This is a genomic window from Sphingopyxis microcysteis, from assembly GCF_012274265.1.
Taxonomy (GTDB): Bacteria; Pseudomonadota; Alphaproteobacteria; order Sphingomonadales; family Sphingomonadaceae; genus Sphingopyxis; species Sphingopyxis microcysteis.
The window spans coordinates 134,874-149,302 of record NZ_JAANYY010000003.1 but is presented as its reverse complement, the minus strand read 5'-3'; the positions used below and the strand labels follow the sequence as shown (position 1 = coordinate 149,302).

Sequence of the window (14,429 nt, the reverse complement as noted above, 5' to 3'; positions counted from 1 at the left end):
CGGAGCGTAACAAGGCTCAGCTCGCCAGCCGCTGTCCCATGCCCGCCCGGGCTTCGCCGCACCGCCGGATCGCCTGATCGAGCGCGTTGAGGGTAAAGGGTTTGCGGAGCACGTCATGGTCGCCGAAACTTTCGGCCTCGCCGGCGTCGCCGGCAAAGCCGGTGACGAACAGCACCGACAGTTCGGGCCAGCGCTGTTTGAGCTGCGCGACCAGTTCGGGGCCGGTCAGTTCGGGCATCAGCACGTCGGACAGCACCAGGTCAAACCGGCCGCCGTCGGCCAGCCGTCCTTCGACGAGCTGCTCGGCCTCCAGCGGATTGCCGCACGCCACCGCGCTATGGCCCAGTTCCTCGACCGCATCGACCGTCGCCGCGAGGACGCGCTGGTCGTCCTCGATCACCAGGATGTTCAGCGCTTCGGCGGGTGCGCAGTCGGCGGGATCGCCATCACCGTCGCTGGCCGCCGCTGCAACATCCTCCGGCTTGGCGACCGGCAACAGCATTGCGACGCTCGTCCCTTCGCCTTCGGTCGAGGAAATCTGGACCTCGCCGCCCGACTGGCGGCAAAAGGCGAAGACCTGGCTCATCCCCAGCCCGGTCCCCTGACCCGCGGGCTTGGTTGTGTAGAAGGGATCGAACACGCGTTCCAGCACCTCGGGCGACATGCCGCAACCGGTGTCGATCACCTGCACCGCCAGCGCCTTGCCGTCGCCATCGCCCATGGTGCGGATGGTCAGCGCGCCATGGCCGTCCATCGCGTCGCGCGCATTGACCGCCAGGTTGAGCAGCGCATTTTCGAACTGCTGCCGGTCGAGCCAGCAGGCGAGATGGTCCGCATTGAGATCGAGCGTCAGCGCGATCCGGTCGCCGATCGTCCGTTCGATCAGTTCGGCAAACCCGGTAATGCAGGCGTCGATCGGCGTCATTTCGGGGCGTGCAGGTTCGGATCGGGCAAAGGTGAGCAGCCGCCGCGTCAGGTCGGCGGCGCGATTGGCGCCGTCGAGCGCGTTGGCAAGGTGGCGTTCGGCCTTTTCGGGGGTGCCGGGCAGCCAGCGCTGCGCCAGTTCCAATCCGCCGACAACAACCGCCAGCATATTGTTGAAATCATGCGCGATGCCGCCGGTCAGCTGGCCGACTGCTTCCATCTTTTGTGCCTGGCGCAGCTGGGCTTCGGCCGCGGCGCGCTCGCTCATCTCGCTGCGCAGCGCGATGTTGGCCTGTTCCAGCTCGGCGGTGCGCGCTTCGACGGCCTCCTCCAGCTGCATCGCGCGTTCGCTTTCCGCCACCTGCTCGCGCCGCGCGACCCGGCGCTCGGCCTCGGCGCGGACGAACGAGAATGTCGTGCCGATCGCGACGGCGGCAATCGCCGCGCCGAGCAGGGCAAACAGCAACATCGCCTGGTTCAGGCTGGCGCGATCCGCGGCGGCGGTGCGAATACGTTCGCGCAGCAGCGCGCGTTCATTGGCAATAATCTGGTTGAGCAGATCGTCGATGCGGCTGAGCCCGGCGTCGTGCCCCGCGGCATGATATTTCGAAATCGCGGCGACGGTCTGGCTGTAATTGGCGCTCAGTGCCGCGTCGCCAAGCTGGCGTCCGCGGCTGTCCATCTCGCGCGTCAGGTCATCGACCAGCTTCGACTGGGCGGCGTTGTCGCGGACGCTGCGGTCGAGCCGCGTCAGATATTGCCGCGCCAGCCCCCATTGCTGTTCGTAAACGCGGCCGTCCTCCTTTTGCAGCCCCACCGCAAAGCGCCCGAGCGCCGCCTCGGCGCGCGCGAGCGAGGCGTCGAGCGAGCGCGTCTGCGAAATGACTTCCAGGCTTTGCGTCTGCCAGCCGAGTGACTGGTCGTAATTGTCGCTGGCGCGCGCGAGCAGCATGACAAGGGCGCCGACGATGCCGGTCAGCATCGTCGCCATGCCGATCGTCAGCCAAAAGCGTAATCGCTCGCGCCGCGTCTCGGTTTCGGTATCGCTATCCCGCTCGAACACGCCTGTGTCTTACCGGACATGCGCGGCGCCGCAAAGCGCCGAAGGCCCGGTCGCTGCCGCCCGGCTTCGGTTCGGCGCAAAAAGGAATCCGCTGGTCGGCGCAGCGGCTCGGTTCAGCCGATAATCCCGACGCGCTTGCCCGCGCGTTCGAAACGGCCGAGGATTTCGCCGACCTGGTCGATGCTGTGCTCGGCGCAGAGCGAACAGCGCAGCAGGGTCATGCCCGCGGGGGTCGCGGGCGGGCGCGCCAGGTTGACGTACAGCCCTTCCTCCAGCAGCGCCTCCCACATCATCGCGCCTTGCTCGAGGTCGGGCATGATCACCGCGATGATCGCCGACTGCGGCTCGTCGGTGCCCAACTGGAAGCCCAGATCGCGCAGCCCCTTGTGCAGCACCTTGGAATTTTCCCACAGGTGCGCGCGCTTGTTCGACCCGTGCATCAGCTTGCGGATGCTGGTCGCCGCGGTCGCGACGACGCTGGGCGGCAGCGACGCGGTGAACACATAGGGGCGGCAGACCAGCCGCATGATCTCGAACTTCGGATGGTTCGACACGCAGAAGCCGCCGACGGTGCCGACGCTCTTGCTGAACGTGCCGATGACGAAATCGACATCGTCGAGCACCCCCTGCGCCTCGGCAACCCCGCGGCCGTTCTCGCCGATAAAGCCCATCGAATGCGCTTCGTCGACCAGCACCATCGCGCCGGCTTCCTTGGAAACGCGGATCATCTCCTTCAGCGGCGCGACGTCGCCGAGCATCGAATAGACGCCTTCGAGCACGACGAGCTTGCCCGCGTCTGCGGGCAGGCGCTTCAGTCTTTTCTCCAGCGCATCGACGTCATTGTGGCGGAAGGCGACGATTTCGGCGTCGCCCATCTTGCACCCGTCATAGATCGACGCATGGCTGTCGATGTCGAGGATGACATAGTCGCCCTTGCCCGCGATCGTCGAAATGATGCCAAGGTTTGCCTGATAACCGGTTGAAAACACCATGGCATGATCCATGGCGTAAAATTCTTTCAGTGCTTCCTCGCACTCCTTGTGCCCCTGATAGGTGCCGTTGAGCACACGGCTGCCGGTGGTGCCGCTGCCGAATTTGTCGAGCGCGTCCTTGCCTGCGGCGATGACATCCTCGTCAAAGGTCATGCCCATATAATTATAGGTGCCAAGCAGGATCGTCTCGCGCCCGTTGCAGATCGCGACGGTCGGCGAGATCACCTTTTCCATCACCAGATTATAGGGATCGGTGACCCCGGTCGCGAGCAGCGTTTCGCGCTGCTGGATCAGCGGATCGAATTTTGAGAAGAGGTCGGTCATGTGTGAATCCTAAACCATCCGTTTGTCCTGAGGAGCCATTGAGCTTGACGAAATGGCGTCTCGAAGGATCGTTGCGCGTATGTCCTTCGAGACGGGCCTTCGCTCCGCTCAGTCCCTCCTCAGGACGAACGGAAGTGACGGTCAGCCTTGCAGCTTTTCAACCGCCGCCACCAGCTGGCCCACGGTTTCGATCTCCGCCTGCATGTTCATGCTGATGATGATGTCGAACGTGTCCTCGACCTCGGCGACGAAATCCATCACCGTCAGGCTGTCCCATTCAAGGTCGCCGGCAAAGGTCGTCGCATCGGTCAGTTCGACCCCCTTTTTGTTGAAGGGGGCGATCAGGCCGTAAATCTGGTCGGTGAGGGCGGTGCTCATGTGGTGCGTCCCATAAAGGCATAAAGTTGCGCGCGGGAATGCCGCGCTCTCGCCCGATTGGCAAGCGAATGCGGCGGGAACAGGGCAGCATCTTGCCGCTGGCGGCACTTCATGGCATCGCTGTGGCGGGTCGCTGACGCATTGCGAACGCGGGGGAATGGCATGGGCAGCGAAAACGCATCGACACCGGCGCCGCCGCCAGCGGTGTCCTTCCCGCCGAACGCGGTGCATCTGGTGCGCACCAACCAGCAATTGACGATGCAGCTGTCGCAGATGGCCGACCAAAAGGCGTCGATCCTGATGGGCGCGACCTTTGTCGTGTTCACCCTCGCGGTGGGGCAGGCGCGCGCCGGGGCGGGAGCGCTGGCGATGCCGCTGACGATCCTCGCGACCTTTTCCTTCCTGTCGGCGCTGCTCGCGGTCTCGGCGGTGCTGCCGCGCGTCGGCAAGGCGCCGCCGATCGTTTACAAGGACGGCAAGGATCATAGCAACATCCTGTTCTTCGGTCGCTTTTCGCAGATGGAGGAGGATGAGTTCATCGACGCGGTCAAGGCGCGGCTGCGCACCGAGGAAGATCTTTATGAAACGATGCTGCGCGACACCTATCAGAACGGCATCGTGCTGGCGCGGCGCAAATATCGGTATCTGGCTTATGCGTACCGGCTGTTCGTGGTCGGGCTGACGCTGACTTTCGGCGCATTTGCGTTCCAGATGGTGGAGATGTGGCGAGGGTGATGCAATAATCCTCCCTGTGGCGAAGCCATGGGGAGGGGGACCGCTCGCCGCAGGCGAGGGGTGGAGGGGCGACGACGTCGCGCCATGGCCCCTCCGTCAGCGCTTCGCGCTACCCCCTCCCCATCGCTGCGCGACAGGGAGGATTACACGCCACCTGCTGTTGCCAATTTACCACCCCCGCCCGCGAAAATCCCGCCAATCCCCACCCACGATTGCCCCGCCGCCCCGCCGCGCCTATCCGGGCCGGCTATGTTGCAGCAGGCCACGCCTTTGACCGCGCCAACGTCGCAGGGTCTTCGCGCCGAGTTTCGCGCGACGCTGGCGCTCGCGCTGCCGCTGGCGGCGGCGAACCTGCTCCAGATGCTGGTCCATGCGATCGACGTCATCTTTGTGGCGCGGCTTGGCGACGCGGCGCTCGCCGCCTCGTCGCTGGCCGTGTCGATCTTTGGCCTCTTGCTCTGGACCGGCAGCGGGCTCGTCGGCGCCGCGGCGCCCCTGATCGCTGCCGAGCTGGGCCGCCGCAAACATGCCGTGCGCGAAGTGCGGCGGACGGTGCGCATGGCGCTCTGGCTCAGCGCGCTGGTGTCATTCGTTTTCATGGGCATTTGCGCTGCGGGCGGGCCGATCATGATCGCGACCGGCCAGCCGCCCGAAACGTCGGCGCGTGCGGCGGGATTCCTGCTCATCCTGATGTGGGGCATGTTCCCGATGATCGCCGCGGCGGTGCTGCGCATCTTCGTCTCGGCGCTCGGGCGGCCGACGATCGCCACCGCGATCACCTTTGGCGCGCTGGGCGTCAACGCGCTCGGCAACTGGACGCTGGTGTTCGGCAACCTCGGCATGCCCGCGCTGGGGCTGCACGGGTCGGCGATGTCCAGCGTGCTGACCAGCGTGCTGATGCTCGCCGCCTATGTCGTCGTCATCCAGTCCGACCGGCGGCTGCGCCGCTATCATCTGTTCGGCAACTGGTGGCGCACCGAATGGACGCGCTTTTTCGACATGCTGCGGATCGGCACCCCGATCAGCCTGACCATTTTGGCCGAAGCAGGACTATTCACCGGCGCGGCGTTCCTGATGGGCCGGATTGGCGAAGCCGAACTCGCCGGTCATACGATCGCGCTTCAGGTCGCGGCGCTTGCGTTCCAGATCCCGTTCGGGGTGGCGCAGGCGGCGACGATCCGCGTTGGCCTGGCCTATGGCGCGCGCGACCACCGCGGCATTGCGCTGGCGGGGCAGGCGTCGCTGGTCCTTGGCATCGGCTTCATGGCGTTCACCGCGCTCTTGATGTGGCTGTTCCCGACGCTGGTCCTGTCGATCTATGTCGATGTCGACGCGGCGCGCAACGCGGCGCTGGTCGGTTTCGCGTTGCAGTTCCTGGTCGTCGCCGCCGCCTTCCAGCTATTCGACGGCGCGCAGGCGGTCGCGGCGGGGGTCTTGCGCGGGCTACAGGACACCCGCACCCCGATGATCATCGCGATCTGCGGCTACTGGATCGCGGGCTATGGCACCGCCATCTACCTCGGTTTCTGGACCCCGCTTGCCGGGGTCGGCGTGTGGATCGGGCTGGCGGTCGGGCTGATCGTGGTGTCGGCGGTGCTGCTACTCAGGTGGCGGATGCGCGCCCGTCTTGGCCTTTTGCCGCTCTGACGCAAAAAACTTGGCTGGCGGTGGTTGACGCCTATCGGACTCCCACCCATATGGCCGCTTGTTAGCACTCGCACCTTGTGAGTGCTAAATGACATCCATTGCATTTCTGGAGGGATATCCATGCAATTTCGTCCGCTGCACGACCGCGTGCTCGTCCGCCGTATCGAAGCCGAAGAAAAAACGGCTGGCGGCATCATCATTCCCGACACCGCCAAGGAAAAGCCGCAGGAAGGCGAAGTCGTCTCGGTCGGCACTGGCGCCCGCGCCGACGACGGCAAGGTGACCCCGCTCGACGTGAAGGCGGGTGACCGCATCCTGTTCGGCAAATGGTCGGGCACCGAAGTCAAGGTCGACGGCGAAGAGCTGCTGATCATGAAGGAATCGGACATCCTCGGCGTCATCGCCTGAGCGATTTCATCGAATCGAGAGTGAAGTTGCGCAGTTTTCTGCGCCTTTGAAAGGAACAAGCACATGGCTGCTAAAGACGTCAAATTCTCGCGCGACGCGCGCGAACGCATCCTGAAGGGTGTCGACACCCTCGCCGACGCGGTGAAGGTCACCCTCGGTCCCAAGGGCCGCAACGTCGTCATCGACAAGAGCTTCGGCGCGCCCCGCATCACCAAGGACGGCGTTACCGTCGCCAAGGAAATCGAACTGAAGGACAAGTTCGAAAACATGGGCGCGCAGATGCTGCGCGAAGTCGCATCGAAGGCGAACGACAAGGCCGGCGACGGCACCACCACTGCGACCGTTCTCGCCCAGGCAATCGTCCGCGAAGGCATGAAGTCGGTTGCCGCTGGCATGAACCCGATGGACCTGAAGCGCGGCATCGACCTTGCGGTGAATAAGGTCGTCGAAACGATCAAGGCCCAGTCGAAGCCGGTCGCCGGGACCTCGGAAATCGCGCAGGTCGGCATCATTTCGGCCAATGGCGACAAGGAAGTCGGCGACAAGATCGCCGAAGCGATGGAAAAGGTCGGCAAGGAAGGCGTGATCACCGTCGAGGAAGCCAAGGGTCTCGATTTCGAGCTCGACGTCGTCGAAGGCATGCAGTTCGACCGCGGCTACCTGTCGCCTTACTTCATCACCAACCCGGAAAAGATGCTCGTCGAGCTGTCGGATCCCTACATCCTGATCTTCGAAAAGAAGCTGTCGAACCTCCAGTCCATGCTGCCGATCCTCGAAGCCGTGGTGCAGTCGGGTCGCCCGCTGCTGATCATCGCCGAGGACATCGAAGGCGAAGCGCTGGCGACGCTGGTCGTCAACCGCCTGCGCGGCGGCCTGAAGGTCGCTGCGGTCAAGGCACCGGGCTTCGGCGATCGCCGCAAGGCGATGCTGCAGGACATCGCGATCCTCACCAATGGTGAAATGATCAGCGAAGACCTGGGCATCAAGCTGGAATCGGTCACGCTGAACATGCTGGGTCAGGCGAAGCGCGTCACGATCGACAAGGACAACACCACCATCGTCGATGGCGCCGGTGCTGCCGATGCGATCAAGGGCCGCGTCGAACAGATCCGGGCGCAGATCGAAACGACGACGTCGGATTACGATCGTGAAAAGCTGCAGGAACGTCTGGCGAAGCTCGCCGGCGGCGTTGCGGTGATCAAGGTCGGCGGCGCTTCGGAAGTCGAAGTGAAGGAACGCAAGGACCGCGTCGACGACGCGCTGCACGCGACCCGCGCTGCGGTCGAAGAAGGCATCGTCCCCGGCGGTGGTACCGCGCTGCTGTACGCGACGAAGTCGCTCGACGGCATGTCGGGCGTCAACGAAGACCAGACCCGCGGCATCGACATCATCCGTCGCGCGCTGCAGGCTCCGGTCCGCCAGATCGCCGAAAACGCCGGTTTCGACGGCGGCGTCGTTGCGGGCAAGCTGTTCGACCAGAACGACACCAACTTCGGTTTCAACGCGTCGACCGACGTGTATGAAAACCTGGTTTCTGCGGGTGTCATCGACCCGACCAAGGTCGTCCGCACCGCGCTGCAGGACGCTGCATCGGTTGCCGGTCTGCTGATCACCACCGAAGCCGGCATCGCCGAAACGCCCGAAGACAAGCCCGCCATGCCGATGGGCGGCGGCGGCATGGGCGGCATGGGCGGCATGGACTTCTAAGTCCAAACCGTTCGGCGCACAGTCGACTGAAATTGGGCCGGGGGAGCAATCCTCCGGCCCTTTTTCTATGCCGTGCCCCTGCGAAGGCAGGGGCCCATCACCGATGCTGTCGGCACTCGGCGCCCATCGCTTTGAATCGCAACGCCAGATGATGGGCCCCTGCCTTCACAGGGGCACGGTGGTTCTGTCATTGCCAGTTCATCGCGCGCCGCATAGCAAAGCCCCATGATCGTGCTTGCTCTCCTTACCGCCGTCGCCGATCCGCCCCAGCCGATCGAACGCTGCGGCTATCGCATCGTCCAGACCTACCCGCACGACACCACCAGTTTTACCCAAGGGCTGTTCTGGGACGGCGGTCATCTGTACGAAGCCACCGGCCAATATGGCCGCTCGCGCGTCGCGCGGCTCGATCTCAAGACCGGCAAGGCGGTCGCTCAGACAAAATTGCCATCCAACCAGTTCGGCGAGGGCATCACCCGCTGGCGCGACCAGATCATCGGCGTCACCTGGCAGGGTGGGGTCGGCAACCGCTGGCGGATCAAGGATCTGAAACCCGTCGGCACCTTTTCCTATGCGGGCGAGGGATGGGGCGTCACCATGGTGGGCGACAGCCTGGTGCTGAGCGACGGGACGTCGCAGCTGCGCTTTTTCGATCCCGCGACGATGACCGAACAAAAACGCGTCACCGTGCGGTTCGGCAGCCGCCCGCTGGCGATGCTCAACGAGCTGGAGACGATAGACGGGGAGGTTTGGGCCAATGTCTGGATGACCGACATGATCGTGCGGATCGATCCCGCGAGCGGCCATATCCGGTCCTACATCGACCTGTCGGGGCTCAAGGAACAGGCGGGGGCGCGGGGAAGTGACAGCGTACTCAACGGCATCGCATGGGACGCGAAGCAGAAGCGGCTGTTCGTGACCGGCAAATATTGGCCAAAGCTGTACGAGATTGTGCTGGCCGACTGTGGTTAGTTCCTTGGGTGTGTCGCTCTGCACGGTATTTCCGCTTTCGTCATCCCGGCGAAGGCCGGGATCTCGCCCGCGCGGCAGGACGCACCGGAGAGATCCCGGCCTTCGCCGGGATGACGATATTGGGGTCAGCCTCTAACCGCCCAAGGCCTGCTCCATCCGCGCCGCCGCCGCATCATAAACCCGCGCCTTCAACCCGGCGGTGATCGCTGGCGGCGTCCGGTCGGGATGGCCGCCGACATAGGGCGGGGCAGGGTCATATTCGATCGCGAGCTGGATCGCCTCTGCCACCGCGTCGCCGTGCAGCCGCCCGATGAGCGTCAGCGCGAAGTCGAGCCCTGACGTGACGCCGCCGCTGGTAACCAGACTCCCGTCCTCGACGATCCGCGCGTTTACCGGTTCGGCGCCCACCAGCTGCAGCAAATGGGCATAGGCCCAATGCGTCGTCGCGCGCTTGCCCGTCAGCAGCCCGGCGCGGCCGAGCAGGAAGGCGCCGGTGCAGACGCTGGTCACCCACTGCGCGCCCGCTGCCTGGCGGGCGATGAAATCGATCGTCGCGGGATCGTTCAGCGCCTCGACGACGCCATGTCCGCCGGGGACGCAGAGAATGTCGGCTTGCGGACAGCCGGCAAAATCATCGGTCGGCACAATCGAAAAGCCGCTGTCGGTGGCGATTGCATCGCGGCTGGCCGCGGCGCCGACCAGTCGCGCGCCGGGCATCCGGCAGAGCGCCTGCGCGGGGGCGGTGAAATCGAGCTGGGTGATCCCTGGAAACAGCAGAAAAACGACGGTGGTCGGTGCAGGGGGAACGGGTGCGTCGGTCATGCGGATGTCCTTGCAGTGGCAGTGGATCACCCAGGCGCGCGGCTCGAATTGGCATATTCGCCAGCCCCGCTTCCCGATGGGTTTCCATCTTCAGCGCCAGTCGCGGGGCAGCGCCAGTTTAACCCCATGGCGTGCCGAGGGAAAGGCGCTATTCGTCCGCTGCCGCGCCTGCGTCGCGTGTCGCCTCAGCATCGGCGGCGGGTGCGGGGTCGCGACTTTCGAGCATTTCGGCGGCATCGTCGAGCGCCTTCGCCTCGCTAACCGTCACCCCGCCCGGGCCGGGCTCATTGTCGGTGCGGCTGCACCCCGTGGTCAGCGCAAGGGTCGCCGCGGCGGCGATGATCGTTGCCAGGCTGGTCCGACCCATCATGCAATCTCCCACGAAAAAGGGCTCCATTCGTGAAGAATGGAGCCCCTCTATAGTCGCACGCTCAGACGCGCGCCAACGACTTACTTGTCGTTGGCTTCGGCCTTGGCGGTTTCGGCTTCGATCTTGTCGCCAGCGGCAGCGGCAGCGTCGCCAGCGGCGTTCACGGTGCCTTCGACGGCGTTGCCGGCATCGGCAGCCGCTTCGGCGGTCGCATCGGCGGCGTCAGCGGCGCCTTCGGCAACCGCGTCGCCAGCAGCAGCCGCATCGTCAGCAACGGCGGCGCCGGCTTCCGAGGTTTCTTCCTGGGCCTTTTCCGAGCAGGCGGTCAGGCTGAAGGCCGCAGCGGCCATCGAAGCGATGAGGATCTTGCGCATGGGTATTCCTTTCGAATGCAATGACCGGGTCACCGGTCATGGATGCAGAGGGTTAGCGAGGGTTCAGGGGCTTGGCAATCCATAGCTTTTGTCAGCTTGGGATGCGTCCGACCCCACATAGACAAAGGGGCCGCCGGCGAACCGACGACCCCCGTTGTTCAACTGGCCAATCTGGCCCGCAAACAGCTTACTTCTTGGCTTCTTCCATCGCGCCCTTGGCAGCGTCGGTCGCTTCCTTGGCAGCGTCGGCAGCTTCAGCGGCCTTGTCGGTCGCGGCAGCAGCGTCGCCAGCAGCAGCGGCATCGGCGGCACCTTCGGCAGCAGCGCCGGCGGTGGCAGCAGCGTCAGCAGCGCCTTCGGCAGCTTCCATCGCGCCATCAGCGGCACCTTCGACGGTCGCTGCTGCATCTTCGGTGGCGGCGGCGGTGTCGTCGGCAGCCTTTTCACCGCAAGCGGCGAGGCCCAGCGAGGCGGCGAGAACGAGCGACATGGTGATCGATTTTTTCATTTGGGAAACCCCTCTCGGTTTGAACAGATCGACCGGCACAGGAACAGATCGATCCCGGAATATGCCAATCGCGGGCAGAATTACTCGCTCGTCAAATGGCGCGCAACGCCCTTTTGCTTGCGGGTCGGGATGTTTCGACCGAACGCGGATCGGACAGGGCGCCGCGCGGCAGAAATCGAGGCCGAAGCCGCTGGTTGACCAGATATAAAGAAAGCTTTATATCTATTGCCATGAGCGAGCTGATCGACATCTTTCGTGCCCTGGCCGACCCGACGCGCCTGCGAGTCGTGGCGCTGCTGCGCGAAATGGAGCTGGCGATCGGCGAGCTTGCGGTGGTGCTCGACCAGAGCCAACCGCGCGTCTCGCGCCATGTCCGTATCCTGGTTGAAGCGGGGATTGTCGAGCGGCGGCGCGAAGGCAGTTGGGTGTTCCTGCGGATCGCCAAGAGCGGGCCGATCGCCGACATCATCGGACAAGCGGAAAAATGGCCGTTTTCGACGCGCGAAGCCTTGGTTATCGCGCATGACGCGCGCCGATTGACGGCGGTGCGCGATGAACGCGCCGCGGTCGCCGAACGCTATTTCGCCGAACATGCCGCCGAATGGGACGCGATCCGTTCGCGCCACGTTGCCGAAAGCGAGGTCGAGGCGGCGATGCTGGCGATGATGCACAATCGCCGTCTGGGGCATCTGCTCGACATCGGCACCGGCACCGGCCGGATGGCGGAAATCTTCGCGCCGACCGCGCGTCGCATCACCGCGCTCGATCGCAGCCCCGAAATGCTGCGCATCGCGCGCGCCAAGCTGGCGGGGCAGACAGTCCCGGTCGATCTGGTGCAGGGCGATTTCCTGAACCTGCCGGTCGGCGACGCCAGCGTCGACAGCATTGTGATCCACCAGGCGCTGCACTTCGCGCACGAACCCGATCGGGTGATTACCGAGGCAAGCCGGGTGTTGCGGGGCGGCGGCCATCTGCTGATCGTCGATTTCGCGCCGCACGAGGATGAGGCGCTGCGCGACCTTGCCGCCCATGCGCGCCTCGGCTTTTCGGATGCGCAGATCCGGGGCTGGTTCGCTTCGGCGGGACTGCTCCTCGAAAACACCCAGACGCTCGAAGGCGGCGAACTGGTGGTCAAGCTCTGGCTTGGCCGCCGCCGCAGCGATGAAGATCAACCGCCGGTCGCCCATGATGGCGACGGCCAACCCAAAAGGCTCGCGGCATGACGTCGAATTTGAACTCGCTGGCCGAGGCCCGCCGCGCCGCGGCGTCGCCGCTGTTCGCCAATCTGGATGGCGACATCGGCGTCAGCTTCGAATTTTTCCCGCCCAAGACCGAAAAGATGGAAGCGCAGCTGTGGGATACGTTCCGTACCCTCGAACCCTTGGGCCCCAGCTTCGTATCGGTGACCTATGGCGCGGGCGGTTCGACGCGCGAGCGCACCCATGCCACCGTTGCGCGCATCGCCGCCGAAAGCGCGGTACCGCCCGCGGCGCACCTGACCTGTGTCGAGGCATCGCGCGCGGAAATCAACGAAGTGGCGGAAGCCTATTGGGAGGCCGGGGTCCGCCACATCGTTGCGCTGCGCGGCGACGTGCCGGGCGGCGCGCCCTATCGCGCGCATCCTGACGGCTACGCCAATGCGATCGAGCTGGTCGCGGGATTGAAGGCCGTCGCACCGTTTGAAATCTCGGTCGCCGCCTACCCCGAAACGCACCCCGACGCCGACTGCCCGCAGGCCGACCTCGACAATCTCAAGCGCAAGCTTGACGCCGGGGCAACGCGCGCGATCACGCAATTCTTCTTTGCGCCCGACAGCTTCCTGCGCTTCCGTGACGCGGCGGCGGCGGCGGGCATCGACGCGCCGATCATCCCCGGCATTTTGCCCGTATCGAATGTGTCGCAGACGCGGCGCATGGCCGACATGTGCGGCACCGCGATCCCGGCGTGGATGGTGTCGCTGTTCGACGGGCTCGACGATCATCCCGGTGCGCGCCAGCTGGTTGCGGCGACCGTCGCCGCCGAAATGTGCCGCCGCCTCTATGCGGGCGGGGTCCGCGATTTCCACTTCTACACCTTGAATCGCGCCGAACTCAGCTATGCCATTTGTCATCTGCTGGGGCTGCGGCCGGTCTCGACCGCAAAGGATCAGGCAGCATGAACAGCGCACGCGAAGCTCTCTTGGCCGCGGCGAAGGAGCGCATCCTGCTCACCGACGGTGGCTGGGGCACCCAGATCCAGGACCGCAAGCTGACCGAGGCCGATTACGCGGGTTCGCTGGGCCTGACGCACGATCAGAAGGGCAACAACGACATATTGGCGCTGACCCGCCCCGACATCGTCACCGCGATCGGCGAGGCCTATCTGGCGGCGGGGTCGGATATCGTGTCGACCAACACCTTCAGCGCCAACCGGATCAGCCAGGCCGATTATGGCGCCGAGCATCTTGTTGGCGACATCAACCGCGAAAGCGCACGACTGGGCCGCGAAACCGCGGTCAAATATGAAGGCATCGACGGTCGCCGCCGCTTCGTCGCGGGTGCGGTCGGGCCGACCAACAAGACGTTGTCGCTGTCGCCTGACGTCAACAACCCCGGCTTTCGCGAGATCGATTTCGACGAATTGAAGGACGTCTATCTGGAACAGGTCGTCGCGCTCGCCGAGGGCGGTGCGGATTTCATCCTGATCGAAACGATCTTCGACACCCTCAATGCCAAGGCGGGCATCGCCGCGACGCTGGAGGCCGAGGCCAAGGTCGGCCGCGAACTGCCGCTGATGATCTCGATGACACTCACCGACCTCAGTGGCCGCAACCTGTCTGGCCATACGGTCGAGGCCTTCTGGTACGCCGTGCGCCATGCCAAGCCGCTGACCATCGGCCTCAACTGCTCGTTCGGCGCATCGCAGCTGCGTCCGCACGTCAAGGTGCTGTCCGATCTCGCCGACGCGCTGGTGATGGTTTACCCGAATGCCGGTCTGCCCAACGAACTCGGCGAATATGACGAGCTGCCCGATACGACCGCAGAGCTGGTGCGCGAATGGGCAGAGCATGGCCAGGTCAATATCCTCGGCGGCTGCTGCGGTTCGACCCCCGCGCATATCGCCGCAATGGCGAAGGCGATCGCTGGGCTGCCCGCGCGGCAGATTCCGCAAGTGCCGGTGCGGACGCGGCTGGCCGGGCTGGAGCCGTTCACGATGGCGGCGTGAT

Annotated in this window: 15 protein-coding genes and 1 riboswitch; of the genes, 8 read left to right on the top strand and 7 right to left on the bottom strand. The window is 65.0% G+C overall.

Going from position 1 to position 14,429, the window contains the following annotated elements; translation table 11 throughout:
• Window positions 1-16 precede the first annotated feature (16 nt).
• The 3 genes from G9408_RS08385 to G9408_RS08375 all read right to left on the bottom strand — a co-directional run bounded on the left by G9408_RS08385 (window position 17) and on the right by G9408_RS08375 (window position 3,681).
• Window positions 17-1,987 carry an ATP-binding protein gene (locus G9408_RS08385; protein ID WP_168453598.1) on the bottom strand — a complete coding sequence of 657 codons (1,971 nt, stop codon included), beginning with the start codon at window positions 1,985-1,987 and terminating at the stop codon, window positions 17-19.
• A 113-nt stretch (window positions 1,988-2,100) separates the two neighbouring features.
• The gene (gene spt, locus G9408_RS08380; RefSeq protein ID WP_168453597.1) at window positions 2,101-3,303 is read right to left on the bottom strand and encodes a serine palmitoyltransferase; all 1,203 of its coding nucleotides are present in this window, start codon (window positions 3,301-3,303) and stop codon (window positions 2,101-2,103) included.
• Between the two features lie 141 nt (window positions 3,304-3,444).
• The gene (locus G9408_RS08375) at window positions 3,445-3,681 is read right to left on the bottom strand and encodes an acyl carrier protein (protein ID WP_039571860.1); all 237 of its coding nucleotides are present in this window, start codon (window positions 3,679-3,681) and stop codon (window positions 3,445-3,447) included.
• 162 nt (window positions 3,682-3,843) lie between these two features.
• Here G9408_RS08375 and G9408_RS08370 point away from each other — a divergent pair, with 162 nt between their 5' ends.
• The 5 genes from G9408_RS08370 to G9408_RS08350 all read left to right on the top strand — a co-directional run bounded on the left by G9408_RS08370 (window position 3,844) and on the right by G9408_RS08350 (window position 9,150).
• Complete coding sequence (locus G9408_RS08370) at window positions 3,844-4,416, top strand: Pycsar system effector family protein (RefSeq protein WP_168453596.1); 573 nt, start codon at window positions 3,844-3,846, stop codon at window positions 4,414-4,416.
• Window positions 4,417-4,665: 249 nt separating this feature from the next.
• Entirely contained in the window at window positions 4,666-6,063 is a 1,398-nt protein-coding gene (locus G9408_RS08365; RefSeq protein ID WP_168453595.1) for an MATE family efflux transporter, read from the top strand.
• Window positions 6,064-6,183: 120 nt separating this feature from the next.
• Window positions 6,184-6,471, top strand: coding sequence for a co-chaperone GroES (gene groES, locus G9408_RS08360; RefSeq protein WP_011540765.1), 288 nt, complete (start codon window positions 6,184-6,186; stop codon window positions 6,469-6,471).
• Between the two features lie 63 nt (window positions 6,472-6,534).
• On the top strand, window positions 6,535-8,178 hold the full coding sequence (groL, locus tag G9408_RS08355) for a chaperonin GroEL (RefSeq protein ID WP_168453594.1): 1,644 nt from the start codon (window positions 6,535-6,537) through the stop codon (window positions 8,176-8,178).
• A 225-nt stretch (window positions 8,179-8,403) separates the two neighbouring features.
• Window positions 8,404-9,150, top strand: a complete 747-nt coding sequence (locus G9408_RS08350; protein WP_168453593.1) for a glutaminyl-peptide cyclotransferase — start codon at window positions 8,404-8,406, stop codon at window positions 9,148-9,150.
• Between the two features lie 132 nt (window positions 9,151-9,282).
• Here G9408_RS08350 and G9408_RS08345 read toward each other — a convergent pair whose 3' ends face one another.
• From G9408_RS08345 to G9408_RS08330, 4 genes are all read right to left on the bottom strand, one after another.
• Complete coding sequence (locus G9408_RS08345; protein WP_168453592.1) at window positions 9,283-9,972, bottom strand: DJ-1/PfpI family protein; 690 nt, start codon at window positions 9,970-9,972, stop codon at window positions 9,283-9,285.
• 21 nt (window positions 9,973-9,993) lie between these two features.
• Window positions 9,994-10,086: riboswitch (ZMP/ZTP riboswitch) on the bottom strand.
• Window positions 10,087-10,120: 34 nt separating this feature from the next.
• Window positions 10,121-10,342 carry a hypothetical protein gene (locus tag G9408_RS08340; protein WP_235957630.1) on the bottom strand — a complete coding sequence of 74 codons (222 nt, stop codon included), beginning with the start codon at window positions 10,340-10,342 and terminating at the stop codon, window positions 10,121-10,123.
• 80 nt (window positions 10,343-10,422) lie between these two features.
• Window positions 10,423-10,716 (bottom strand): entericidin EcnAB, encoded by a 294-nt coding sequence (locus tag G9408_RS08335; protein ID WP_168453591.1) that lies wholly within the window; start codon window positions 10,714-10,716, stop codon window positions 10,423-10,425.
• A 187-nt stretch (window positions 10,717-10,903) separates the two neighbouring features.
• Entirely contained in the window at window positions 10,904-11,224 is a 321-nt protein-coding gene (locus G9408_RS08330; protein ID WP_120215500.1) for a hypothetical protein, read from the bottom strand.
• Between the two features lie 230 nt (window positions 11,225-11,454).
• Here G9408_RS08330 and G9408_RS08325 point away from each other — a divergent pair, with 230 nt between their 5' ends.
• From G9408_RS08325 to G9408_RS08315, 3 genes are read left to right on the top strand one after another with little or no spacing between them, the layout of a single operon-like run.
• Window positions 11,455-12,447 (top strand): ArsR/SmtB family transcription factor, encoded by a 993-nt coding sequence (locus G9408_RS08325; RefSeq protein WP_168453590.1) that lies wholly within the window; start codon window positions 11,455-11,457, stop codon window positions 12,445-12,447.
• Window positions 12,444-13,382 (top strand): methylenetetrahydrofolate reductase, encoded by a 939-nt coding sequence (gene metF, locus G9408_RS08320; RefSeq protein WP_168453589.1) that lies wholly within the window; start codon window positions 12,444-12,446, stop codon window positions 13,380-13,382. The genes G9408_RS08325 and metF overlap by 4 nt, the downstream gene beginning before the upstream one ends.
• Window positions 13,379-14,428, top strand: a complete 1,050-nt coding sequence (locus tag G9408_RS08315; protein ID WP_168453588.1) for a homocysteine S-methyltransferase family protein — start codon at window positions 13,379-13,381, stop codon at window positions 14,426-14,428. Before metF ends, G9408_RS08315 begins: the two co-directional genes overlap by 4 nt.
• The last annotated feature ends 1 nt before the right edge of the window (window position 14,429 follow it).

What these genes read in the sequence shown, in the direction of transcription:
- G9408_RS08325 (WP_168453590.1), top strand. Translation starts at nt 11,455, where the DNA reads ATGAGCGAGCTGATCGACATCTTTCGTGCCCTGGCCGACCCGACGCGC.
- G9408_RS08365 (WP_168453595.1), top strand. Translation starts at nt 4,666, where the DNA reads ATGTTGCAGCAGGCCACGCCTTTGACCGCGCCAACGTCGCAGGGTCTT.
- spt (WP_168453597.1), bottom strand. Translation starts at nt 3,303, where the DNA reads ATGACCGACCTCTTCTCAAAATTCGATCCGCTGATCCAGCAGCGCGAA.
- G9408_RS08335 (WP_168453591.1), bottom strand. Translation starts at nt 10,716, where the DNA reads ATGCGCAAGATCCTCATCGCTTCGATGGCCGCTGCGGCCTTCAGCCTG.
- G9408_RS08330 (WP_120215500.1), bottom strand. Translation starts at nt 11,224, where the DNA reads ATGAAAAAATCGATCACCATGTCGCTCGTTCTCGCCGCCTCGCTGGGC.
- G9408_RS08375 (WP_039571860.1), bottom strand. Translation starts at nt 3,681, where the DNA reads ATGAGCACCGCCCTCACCGACCAGATTTACGGCCTGATCGCCCCCTTC.
- G9408_RS08370 (WP_168453596.1), top strand. Translation starts at nt 3,844, where the DNA reads ATGGGCAGCGAAAACGCATCGACACCGGCGCCGCCGCCAGCGGTGTCC.
- metF (WP_168453589.1), top strand. Translation starts at nt 12,444, where the DNA reads ATGACGTCGAATTTGAACTCGCTGGCCGAGGCCCGCCGCGCCGCGGCG.
- G9408_RS08350 (WP_168453593.1), top strand. Translation starts at nt 8,404, where the DNA reads ATGATCGTGCTTGCTCTCCTTACCGCCGTCGCCGATCCGCCCCAGCCG.
- groES (WP_011540765.1), top strand. Translation starts at nt 6,184, where the DNA reads ATGCAATTTCGTCCGCTGCACGACCGCGTGCTCGTCCGCCGTATCGAA.
- G9408_RS08315 (WP_168453588.1), top strand. Translation starts at nt 13,379, where the DNA reads ATGAACAGCGCACGCGAAGCTCTCTTGGCCGCGGCGAAGGAGCGCATC.
- G9408_RS08340 (WP_235957630.1), bottom strand. Translation starts at nt 10,342, where the DNA reads ATGATGGGTCGGACCAGCCTGGCAACGATCATCGCCGCCGCGGCGACC.
- groL (WP_168453594.1), top strand. Translation starts at nt 6,535, where the DNA reads ATGGCTGCTAAAGACGTCAAATTCTCGCGCGACGCGCGCGAACGCATC.
- G9408_RS08345 (WP_168453592.1), bottom strand. Translation starts at nt 9,972, where the DNA reads ATGACCGACGCACCCGTTCCCCCTGCACCGACCACCGTCGTTTTTCTG.